The sequence below is a fragment of the Frigoribacterium sp. MCBA15_019 genome (assembly GCF_001864945.1).
GTDB lineage: Bacteria > Actinomycetota > Actinomycetes > Actinomycetales > Microbacteriaceae > Frigoribacterium.
Genome location: NZ_MJGS01000004.1, coordinates 73,433 through 83,137 on the forward strand (window position 1 = coordinate 73,433; position 9,705 = coordinate 83,137).

At 71.8% G+C, this 9,705-nt stretch carries 9 protein-coding genes; 4 read left to right on the top strand and 5 right to left on the bottom strand.

Going from position 1 to position 9,705, the window contains the following annotated elements; translation table 11 throughout:
• Positions 1–666 precede the first annotated feature (666 nt).
• Entirely contained in the window at positions 667–1,320 is a 654-nt protein-coding gene (locus BIV04_RS07715) for a hypothetical protein (RefSeq protein WP_071255605.1), read from the top strand.
• Positions 1,321–1,792: 472 nt separating this feature from the next.
• The gene (locus tag BIV04_RS07720) at positions 1,793–2,275 is read left to right on the top strand and encodes a glutathione peroxidase (protein WP_071255606.1); all 483 of its coding nucleotides are present in this window, start codon (positions 1,793–1,795) and stop codon (positions 2,273–2,275) included.
• Positions 2,276–2,293: 18 nt separating this feature from the next.
• On the opposite strand, the gene BIV04_RS07725 is transcribed toward BIV04_RS07720, so the two are convergent.
• Together BIV04_RS07725 and BIV04_RS07730 are read right to left on the bottom strand one after the other, a co-directional pair.
• Positions 2,294–3,772, bottom strand: a complete 1,479-nt coding sequence (locus BIV04_RS07725; RefSeq protein ID WP_071255607.1) for a signal peptidase I — start codon at positions 3,770–3,772, stop codon at positions 2,294–2,296.
• Positions 3,773–3,856: 84 nt separating this feature from the next.
• Positions 3,857–4,546 (bottom strand): hypothetical protein, encoded by a 690-nt coding sequence (locus BIV04_RS07730; protein ID WP_255364210.1) that lies wholly within the window; start codon positions 4,544–4,546, stop codon positions 3,857–3,859.
• 186 nt (positions 4,547–4,732) lie between these two features.
• On the opposite strand from BIV04_RS07730, the gene BIV04_RS07735 reads away from it, so the two are divergent.
• The gene (locus BIV04_RS07735) at positions 4,733–5,320 is read left to right on the top strand and encodes a MarR family winged helix-turn-helix transcriptional regulator (RefSeq protein ID WP_071255609.1); all 588 of its coding nucleotides are present in this window, start codon (positions 4,733–4,735) and stop codon (positions 5,318–5,320) included.
• Between the two features lie 35 nt (positions 5,321–5,355).
• On the opposite strand, the gene BIV04_RS07740 is transcribed toward BIV04_RS07735, so the two are convergent.
• Genes BIV04_RS07740 through BIV04_RS07750 form a run of 3 tightly spaced genes read right to left on the bottom strand, consistent with a single transcriptional unit; the run spans position 5,356 to position 8,796 of the window.
• On the bottom strand, positions 5,356–6,195 hold the full coding sequence (locus BIV04_RS07740; protein WP_255364211.1) for a hypothetical protein: 840 nt from the start codon (positions 6,193–6,195) through the stop codon (positions 5,356–5,358).
• Positions 6,196–6,197: 2 nt separating this feature from the next.
• Entirely contained in the window at positions 6,198–7,325 is a 1,128-nt protein-coding gene (locus BIV04_RS07745) for a DNA adenine methylase (RefSeq protein ID WP_255364212.1), read from the bottom strand.
• A 19-nt stretch (positions 7,326–7,344) separates the two neighbouring features.
• The gene (locus BIV04_RS07750) at positions 7,345–8,796 is read right to left on the bottom strand and encodes a GAF domain-containing serine/threonine-protein kinase (protein ID WP_071255611.1); all 1,452 of its coding nucleotides are present in this window, start codon (positions 8,794–8,796) and stop codon (positions 7,345–7,347) included.
• A 213-nt stretch (positions 8,797–9,009) separates the two neighbouring features.
• Between BIV04_RS07750 and BIV04_RS07755 the strand changes: the two genes are divergently transcribed.
• Entirely contained in the window at positions 9,010–9,660 is a 651-nt protein-coding gene (locus BIV04_RS07755; RefSeq protein WP_071255613.1) for an NADPH-dependent F420 reductase, read from the top strand.
• The last annotated feature ends 45 nt before the right edge of the window (positions 9,661–9,705 follow it).

Sequence of the window (9,705 nt, forward strand, 5' to 3'; positions counted from 1 at the left end):
CCCGCACCCGCACTCGCACCCGGCGGCAACTCCTGACCCGTGCTGCAACGCATGCACGACCATCCCTCGCTCCACTGCGATTCGCGGCGGGAGGCAGGACTTCTCGACGAGGGGTCGACCGGTGGCGTCGGTCGGCACCTTCGGCATTCGACAGAAGCCGCGGAGGTCGAAGGGCGCGTCAGGCGTTCCCGGCACCCGGAGCAAGGGTGCCGGTCACCCGGGCGACGCGTCGGGCCTTCGCCTGGGCCCGGGCCCGGGCGACGCATCCTCCCGGACGGCGTCGCCGGGCTGACTCTCAACACCCGCGGCCGCCGGCTCCACCCGAGGCCCGTGTCGTCGACACGCTCGTGGACCATGACAACGATCGCCGAACTCGTCTCAGCCGCCGGAGGGCTCCTCCACAAACACGACCTGGTCGCCTTGGGCGCCACCGATCGACACCTGACCGCCGCGGTCCGTTCACGCACTGTCAGCAGACCCCGGCGTGGGTGGTACTCCACCTGGGAGCGTGGAGACCCCCGATACGTCGCGGTCGCCGTGGGTGGTCGACTCACCGGCGCATCCGCGTTGCATCAGCTGGGAGCGTGGACGTGGACCCGTCCGCCGGTCACGGTGTCGGTACCCGTGACGGCTTCGCGGCTGCGACGGCGGCGTGGAGTCCGCGTCGTGTGGGACCCACTCGAACTCGGTGATCGGGGTTCGACCTGGGCCGTCGACCCTCGTGACGCCCTGGCTCGGGCAGTCGTCGAGACCCGATCGTTCGAGGATGCGGTCATCCTCGTCGACTGGGCCAGACGGGCCGGCATCGTCGAGGGCGACGACGACGCAGCCGAGGTGCTGTCCCGGAGGCGTGCCGACGCTGCCGGCCTCGTGGCGTGGAGCGATCCGGGCGCCGAGAGCATCCTCGAGAGTGCGGCGGGCACGAGGTTGCGGCGGGCAGGGCATCACGTCGCCCGCCAGGTGCCTGTTTCCGGCACCTCGAAGATCATCGACATGGTCGTCGACGGGATCATCGGTCTCGAGACCGATGGACGAGCGCACCACGAGACACGCTTCGACAAGGATCGGCTCAAGGACGCCGACATCGCCCGCGACGGTCTGGTCCCGTTCCGGGCGGGGACGGTCATGGTGCAAGACAGGTGGGGCGTGACGGTCGGCGCGATCAGAGCTCTCATCCGGACGGCGGGCGGTCCGCGACCCGTCGCAGGTGTCGGGAACTCCTCACTGCCGCGAGTGCTCGGACCACGAGGACGCAGGGCGTGGCGGCTCGCTCCACCCCGGCGACACACGGGTCAGGAGTTGCCGACCGCGGCAGGCTGACGAGGGAGGGCGGGGGGGGGTGGGTGCGAGGCGGCGACCGGGGGGACACGTGGCCGTCGGACGGAGCTCGGGGCGGGACGGAGCAGGAAGGAACGGAGGCGCGACCGAGCAGGCTCGTGCCGGCGGGCGAGCCAGCGAGCGGGCCAGCGAACGGGCCGGCGAACGGGCCAACGGGCAGGCCGACGAACGGGCCGGCGAACGGGCTGGCGAACGCGCCAACGGGCAGGCCAGCCAACGCGCCAGCCGGCGGGCCAGCGAACGCGCCAGCGGGCGGGCCAGCGAACGCGCCAGCGAACGCGCCAGCGAACGCGCCGGCGGGCGGGCCAGCGAACGGGCCAACGGGCGGGCCGGCGAGCGCGCCGGCGAGCGCGCCGGCGAGCGGGCCGGCGAGCGGGCCGGCGAGCGGGCCAGGGGGCAGGCTAGCGAACGGGGCGGCGAGCGGGCTCGCAGCAGGCGGGCATACGGTCGACCCATGAGCCTCGACGACATCACCCTGACCACGATCCGCGGCGAGTCCACCACGTTCGGCGCCTACGCCGACAAGGTCGTGATGGTCGTGAACGTGGCCTCGCGCTGCGGCCTCGCCCCCCAGTACGAGAAGCTCGAGGCGCTGCAGAAGCAGTACGGCGAGCAGGGCTTCACAGTGCTGGGCTTCCCCAGCAACCAGTTCTTCCAGGAGCTCTCGAGCGGCGAGGCCATCGAGGAGTACTGCTCGGCCACCTGGGGCGTGACCTTCCCGATGATGGAGAAGGTCAAGGTCAACGGTCGGGGCGAGCACCCGCTCTACACCGAGCTGAAGAAGGCCACCGACGCCGAGGGCAAGGCCGGCCGCGTCAAGTGGAACTTCGAGAAGTTCGTGATCACCCCCGGCGGCGCCGTGCACCGCTTCCGTCCGACGACCGAGCCCGACGCCCCCGAGGTCGTCGCGGTCATCGAGGAGGCGCTGGCCGGCTGACCGGGCGACTGCGGTCGGTCAGCGGCCGGCCGCGTACCGGGCCTGCACGGCCGAGGCGGTCTGGGCCGAGTTGTTGTAGATCGTCGTGCCGTCGACCGAGCCGACGAAATAGCCGTTCGTGGGAGCCGAGGGCAGGCCGCTGAGCGGCGCGTAGCCCACGCGCCAGTAACCGGCGGCCGTCTGCACGGTCTTGTTCGTCGTGTCGTTCACGACCGCGACACCGTCGACGTAGATGATCGTGCTCGTGCCCGAGAGGGTGGCGACCACGTGGTGCCAGGCACCGTCGTTGTACGAGGCCGACGTGGTCGTAGCCTTGGTCGTGCTCGAGGTGGGGCGCACGCCGAGGGCGATCTTGCCCGCCGTGGTCAGGTAGAGCGCACGGTCGGCGGTCGTGTTCGTGCCGGTCTGCGCGGCGGTGAACGCGGCCAGGGTGCCTCCGGCGGCGCTGGTCGTGCGGAACCAGGTCTCGATCGTGAAGGCGGCCTGACCGGTGAGGTTGACCGCGGTCGTGACCTGGCCGGTGCCGTCGAGCTGCAGGTAGGGGCTCTGGTTGGTGGCGCACGAGCCGGCGACGAACGTCGCCCCGCCGCTCAGGGTGCCCACGCGGGCGAACGAGCTGCCGTCGGCGGTGGTCGTGCCCGACGTCTCGTTGTACGGGAAGCCGTACGAGGTCTGCGAGTTGTAGGTGTCCTGCAGGCAGTCGTAGTTTCCGGCACCGAAGCTCGACGTCGGGTTCGCGGTGGGCGCGGCGAACGCCGCGTGCGCACCGCCCGAGACGACGAGGGTGAGTGCGAGACCGCCACCGATCGCTGCCAGGCCGATCGCGCCTCCTGCGGTCTTCAGGCGACGGAGGCGCCGCTCGCGTCGTCGCTGCACGCGGCGGCCGGCGGGGGCGGTCACCCGAGGCGACGCGGGGCGCTCGTCACGCAGCAGGTACCGGTCGTTGCGGCTCAGCAGGACGACGAGGATCAGCAGTCCGCCGGTGACCAGCAGGTGGCCGTACTGGTGGCCCGCGGCCCAGACGAAGGGCGTGCCGACGTAGGGCACGCGCAGGAAGCCGACGCCGATGACGGCGCTGCGGTCGATCGGCGTCGAGTCCACGCTCGGGTTGGCGTCGCCCTTGGTGACGATCTGTCCGGCCTGGCCGTTGTCGTGGTAGCGGTGCAGGCGCAGGTGCCCGGCCTGGTCGGGGTCGTCGAAGAGCAGCACCTGTCCGCGGTGCACGTCGGCCGCCGCGACGGGCTTCGCGACGACGACGTCGCCGGGGTGGATGCGGGGCTCCATCGAGCCGGTCATCACGGTGGTGGGGCTCCAGCCGAGGGCGGCGGGGGCGGCCGCGTAGACCATCAGGCCGAGCAGCGAGTAGAGCACAACCCGTGACGCGGTGCCGAGGGCCAGGCGCGTCCAGTCGAGCCACGAACGAGAGGCACCCAGGGGCACGGTGATCGAGGCCGCGGCTGCGGCGGCGGGCCGCAGCTTCAGGTCGATCGTGCTCATGGGTGCCTCTGCTCTGGATGGTGCGGGTGATGCGGTGTCGGGCCGCCTGGTGCGGTGGTGCGGTGTTCAGCCGGGGGCCGGGCCTCAGCTGTTCTGGGCCTCCCAGGTGAGGCCGAGGCTCGCGGTGCCGCCCTGGGTCGTGTTGGGGGCGGTGTTCGAGACGGTGTAGGTCACCTGGTAGGTGCGGGTCTCGGACGCGGTGCCGGTGGGGGCCCAGGTGCCGACGCCGTTCGAGTAGTTGGTGTAGCTGGTGCCGAAGGCGGCCAGCGTGCCGCTGTACAGGCTCGAGCCCGACGAGAGCGGGGTGAAGCCGGTGCACGAGCCGAAGCCGCCGCCGGTGCCCTGCACGACGCTCAGCGTGATGTTCGAGGCGAGGTTGTTGGTCGTGGCGGCACCCGTGCCGTAGAGCTTGACGGCCGAGGCGAGCGAGCCGGTGCTGGTGACGGCGATGCAGTTGCTGCCGGTCTGGCCGGGCTTCAGGTTCGTGGCGGTGAAGAGCGCGCTGTTGCTGTCGTCGTCGGTCAGGGCGACGGTGCCGGCGGTCCAGTTGCTGGTGGGGTTGACCGTGGTCGACGAGAAGGCCGAGTACGACGCGGTCGAGACGACGATGCCCGAGGCGACGAGGGCGGCGGGGATGGCGATCCAGGCGGCGATGCGGGCGATGCGGGGCGTGGGACGGGACATGGTGGACTCCAGGGGCGAGAGGGGGAACAGGGGGATGTCGGGGGCCACCCCGACGAAGCGGCTCAGGGGCTTCGCCGGTGAGAAGCTCACCTCCCGAACCGTTCTGGTTTCGAGTGGTCGTTGTTCTCAAGTGGTACGACAATCAAATTACTCAGGACCCGAGAGGCACGCAAGGCGAAGCATGTCCCCAGTGGTGGGGGTGTCACGATCGTCGAGATTCTTGTTGACTGAGCCGGTGCCACGGACGGCACGCTCTACGTGTCACGGAGGACCCCCATGCTCGTCACGACCCCTGCCGATCCCGGCCCCGCCGCCCTCGGCCCCGCCGACCTCGGCCCCGGCGACCTCGCCCCCGGCGACCTCGGCCCCGCCGCCCTCGGCCCCGGCGATCTCACCCGCCTGCTGGACTCGTTCCGGCTGTTGATGCTGAACCACTCACGCGTGCTCGACCATCAGGGCGACCTCTTCGGCCTGGGCGACACCGACATCCGGTTCCTCTTCTACGTGTGGGCCACCGGCGACCTGGTCACCCCCAAGCGCGCGGCCGACCACCTCGACCTGTCGTCGGGCGCGATGACCAACCTCGTCGATCGCCTCGTCGAGGCCGGCCACCTCGACCGCCGTCGCAACCCCGCCGACCGCCGCAGCGTCATCGTCAGCCGCACCCCGCGCGGCACGGAGGTCACGACCGCCATCGCGAGCGCCTACGCCGCCGCGTTCGCCGACGTCGTTCCGGCGTCGCAACACGGCACTCTCGCCGACACGCTGCTCGACCTCGGCCGGGCGTTCGACCGGCACGGGGTCGGTGCCGCCCCGGCCACTCCCGTCGCTCCCGCCCCCGCCCCCGCCGCCGCCGCCGCCTGACCGGCCTCGACCTCGACCTCGACCTCGACCTCGACCTACGGTATGAGGCGGCGCAGCCGTGCGGCGTCGGCCAGGTCGTCCCGGAACCGGTCGAGCGTCGACAGCGTGTAGAGCCCGTCGATCTGCTGGTCGACCCAGAGCTGGTGGATGCGCTTGAGGTCGGCCTGGCGGCTCTTCCAGCCGATGCCGTCGATCACGGCCATGACGGTCTGTCGCGGCAGCCGGACGTCGGCCATCTCCTCGATCTCGCGCACGGCGTCGGTCAGCTTCGAGCCGGTCGAGTCGAACCCCTTCGCGGCGACCACGATCGCGGGCTCCTCCGCCGAGGGGATCACCAGGTCGCACGGCGCCGTGCGGTTCGCCCGACCGGTGAACCGGGTCCGCGTGCCGCAGGCGAGCCCGAGGTCGCGGGCGATGGCCTCGATCTCGTCCTCGAGCCGCCGCCCCGACACCCCGGCGCGGATCGCCGACGCCCGGGTGCCGGCCCGCGCCGAGAGCAGGTCGCCGAAGTCGTAGGTGCGGTGCCGCTGCGACGCGACGAGGCGCACGAGTTCGAACTCGTCGTCGAGGTGGGCGACCAGCTCGTCGGCCCGTCCGCGCGCGAGCGTCAGCCAGCTCGGGGTGTCGAAGGCGTGCCGCAGCGAGTTGCGCAGCTTTTCCTGCGACAGCCCCACGGCCAAGCCGAGGGCAGGCACCCACGCCGGGTGCTGCCGGGTCCATTCGGCCAGGTGGTCGCGGTCGACGACGGGCAGTTCGCCGAGGCTCGCCGCGGCCCGGCCGAGGTCGGTCGCCGCCGCCGAGGGGGCGGTCGGGTCGACGTGAGGGGTCATGCGGCCGAGCGACGCCACGTACTCGTCGAAGGTGGGGATCGTCACGGTCAGTCCCTCCCGACGAAGACGTACTCGGTGGCCGCCGTGCGGGTCGCCGTGCGGTGCGTCCCGAAGCTGTAGGTGTGGTCGACCACGCGCACCTCGACGTGCGGCTTGACCGTGCGCATCAAGTGCTCGATGCGCTCGCGGCTCGGCACGGCGTTGGACGAGTACGACAGCACGAGCGCCCCGGCGTCGGCGAACTGCTCGAAGGTGCGCACGAGGGCGTCGTCGACCGTGCGCGGGTAGGCGAACGGCGTGAACAGCTTGGCGATCTTCTTGGTCTTGGTCTCGGTCATGATCGTCTGCCCCCGCCAGTACACGGCCAGCCCCTGCAGGAAGTGGTACCGCTTCATGTAGTCCGCGTCGTCCCGAGGAGGCGCGTAGGGCGGATCGAGGTACACCAGCTCGGCGGGCGGTCGCCTCAGGTCGGCCACGTCGCCCTCGACGGCCTCGTGCGCGAGGCCGTCGTCGAACACGGTGGCGCTGTAGGCCCGGACCGCCGCCCGGAACTGCTCGGCCATGGTCATCCGCAGGTCGCGGCGCCCGTCGTCGTACCGCGCGCCCGTGAAGGTGAAGACGCCCCGGGGCTGCTTGCGTGCCGCGGCGAGCACGAGGCCGGCGATCGCCAGGTCGCGCTCGGCGCCGTCGAGCCGGTCGACGTGCGACCAGGCCGAGTCGAGGAACGCCCGGTCGTCGGCCGAGAAGAACACGCCGTCGAAGGTGCGGCGCACGACGTCGCGGTCGTCGGCGGGCGGGCCGCAGATCTCGTCGACGAGGTCGTCCGACAGCGTCGTCGATCCGTTGACGACGGAGGCGCGGGCGATGACCGCGGGGAAGGCCAGGAAGTCGTTGCTCACGACCTGGCGACCCTCCGCCTTCATGAGGTACGAGACGACGCCCGACCCGCTGAAGGCGTCGATCGCGGTCGAGGGCCGAACCGCGCCTCCTTCGTCGTCGGGGTCGCGGGCCGGCACGGGCGCGACGCTCGAGAAGACGTCGTGCAGCACGGGCAGCAGCGCGTACTTCGAGCCCATGTAGCGCAGGCGGGGGAAAGCCGTGACGCGGGCGGGCACGGCGGCAGCCACGGGGGCGGTGGTCTCGCTCGCGACGGAGGGCACGAGCTCGACGGTCACCGGGCAAGTCTGCCGCACGTCAGCGGTCGGTCGGACTCCAGGCCTGGGTGTCGAGGTCGACGCGCGAGGCGTGCGGCACGCTGCCGGTGGTCGTGCCAGCGATCCGCAGACTCTCTTGTCGCAGCTCGAGCTGGGCGACCACGAGCGCCGCGAGGTCGGTGAGGTTGGCGACCTGCTCGTCGCTGGCCGTGCTCGGCTCCCGCCCGATCACCGAGAGCGTGCCGATCGTGTGGCCGTCGCGTCGGGTGAGCGGGACGCTGACGTAGAACCGCATGCCGAGCGGCCCGGTGACCAACGGGCTGGTCGCCACGCGTCGGTCGGTCGCGGCGTCCTCGATGACGAGGGGCTCGGACGAGTGCACGGCCCCGAGCGAGAGGTCGATGTGCCGAGCGATGTCGCCCACGGCCGGGTCGTAGTGGGTCGTGAACCACGTGCGGTCGTCGTCGATCACGGTCGCCAGGGCGATGGGTGCCGAGAACAGGCGGGCCGCCATGGCCGTGACGCGGTCGAGCGCCTCGTTGGGCAGGGTGTCGAGGACCTCGCTGTGGTCGAACGGCTCGGTGTCGCCCCCGCGCATCGAACCGTCGCCGGTCGACAGGTCGCCCACGCCGTCGCGGTGGTCCGTCGTCTCGGTGATGACCACGTCGCGCATCAACGCGACGAGCTCGGCGCGGGTCGGCCGCTGCGCGGGGTCGCGGCTGGTCATGGCGCGCAGGGCGTGACGCCAGTGCTCGGGCAGCGGCTCGGGCAGCACCGGGTCGCGGGACAGTCGCGCGACGGCCGACTCGACGAGCGACCCCGGGAACTCGCGCCGGCGCGTGAAGCACTGCAGCAACACGAGGCCGAGGCTGTAGACGTCGCTCGGGGGGCCGACCTCGCCGCCCACGGCCTGCTCGGGGCTGAGGTACGCGGCGGTGCCGGTGGTGACCCCCTCGGCGGTGAGTCGTTCGACGTCCTCGGTGAGGGCGATGCCGAAGTCGGCGAGCTTGGCCCGGGCACGGGCCGCCTCGTGGTCGCCGTAGTCGACGAGCAGGATGTTCGACGGCTTGATGTCACGGTGCACGACCGAGTGGCCGTGGATGTAGTCGAGCGCCTCGGCCATGTCGTAGCCGATCTCGGCGATGTGCCGCGCGGCGAGCGCGCCGTGCCGCAGACGGTCTTCGAGGTTGAGCCCGGCGATCAGCGGCATCACGAGGAAGCGCTGGGGACCGTTCGGCCCCTGCTCGACCCCGGCGTCAAAGAGACCGACGAGGCCGTGGTGCTCCAGGCTGGACAGAACGCCGAGCTCGGCCTCTTGTCGGGCCGGGTCGACCATCGCACTGTGGAAGACCTTGATCGCGACCGTGCGGTTGAGGCTCTCGTCGACGGCCTTGTAGACGGTCGCCATGCCCCCTCGGCCCACGACGGACTGCAGGCGGTAGCGCTCGGCGAGGACGCGATCGAGCGCGTCGTCCTGCTGTGGCGCGGCCATCGCCTCCCCCTCGTGACTCGTGTGGGGTCCATCCTGTCGCATGCGGGGCCATCAGGTGACGGTGGCGCGGGTGACGATCGCATCACGACGGGGTCACGGGCACCACCCGCCACCACCACCCGCGACCACGGGACGAGCCGCCCGGACCTTGCGATGCCCTGGGAGAACGGCACCGTCGGGAAGGCATCGAGCGGGCCGCCGGTTGAGTTGCTCATGACGACTTACGGAATCATCGGAGCAGGCAACATCGGCAGCCAGGTCGCCCGGGCGGTCATCGCCCACGGGCACGACGTCGTGATCAGCAACTCGCGCGGGCCCGAGACCCTCGCCGACCTCGTGGCCGACCTCGGCCCGAAGGCCCGGGCCGCCACGGCGACCGAGGCCGGAACGGCGGGCGACGTCGTCGTCGTCACCGTCCCCCTCAAGAACGTCGACCAGGTGCCGGTCGAGCCGCTCGCGGGCAAGACCGTGATCGACACGAACAACTACTACTTCGAGCGCGACGGCCACATCGCCGCCCTCGACGCCGGCACCGACACGGTGTCCGAGATGCTGCAGCGCCACCTCCCGACCAGCAAGGTCGTCAAGGGCTTCAACCACATCATGGCCAAGGACATCACCACCGACGTCGCCCCGGCCGGCACCCCCGACCGCCGCGCGCTGGCCACGTCGAGCGACTCGCCCGAGGCCGTCGCCCTGATGACCGACCTCTACGACGAGCTCGGCTTCGACACCGTCGACGTCAGCCCGCTGTCCGAGAGCTGGCGCGTCGAGCGTGACCGTCCGGCCTACGTCGTGCGCCAGACGAAGGACGAGCTCGTCGCCAACCTCGCGAAGGCGAACCGGGTGCCGCAGGCCTCCTGACCCGGCCGGGTGGTGACGCCGCCCGACGAACGCGACCCGCGCCTC

What these genes read in the sequence shown, in the direction of transcription:
- BIV04_RS07720 (WP_071255606.1), top strand. Translation starts at nt 1,793, where the DNA reads ATGAGCCTCGACGACATCACCCTGACCACGATCCGCGGCGAGTCCACC.
- BIV04_RS07725 (WP_071255607.1), bottom strand. Translation starts at nt 3,772, where the DNA reads ATGAGCACGATCGACCTGAAGCTGCGGCCCGCCGCCGCAGCCGCGGCC.
- BIV04_RS07735 (WP_071255609.1), top strand. Translation starts at nt 4,733, where the DNA reads ATGCTCGTCACGACCCCTGCCGATCCCGGCCCCGCCGCCCTCGGCCCC.
- BIV04_RS07750 (WP_071255611.1), bottom strand. Translation starts at nt 8,796, where the DNA reads ATGGCCGCGCCACAGCAGGACGACGCGCTCGATCGCGTCCTCGCCGAG.
- BIV04_RS07755 (WP_071255613.1), top strand. Translation starts at nt 9,010, where the DNA reads ATGACGACTTACGGAATCATCGGAGCAGGCAACATCGGCAGCCAGGTC.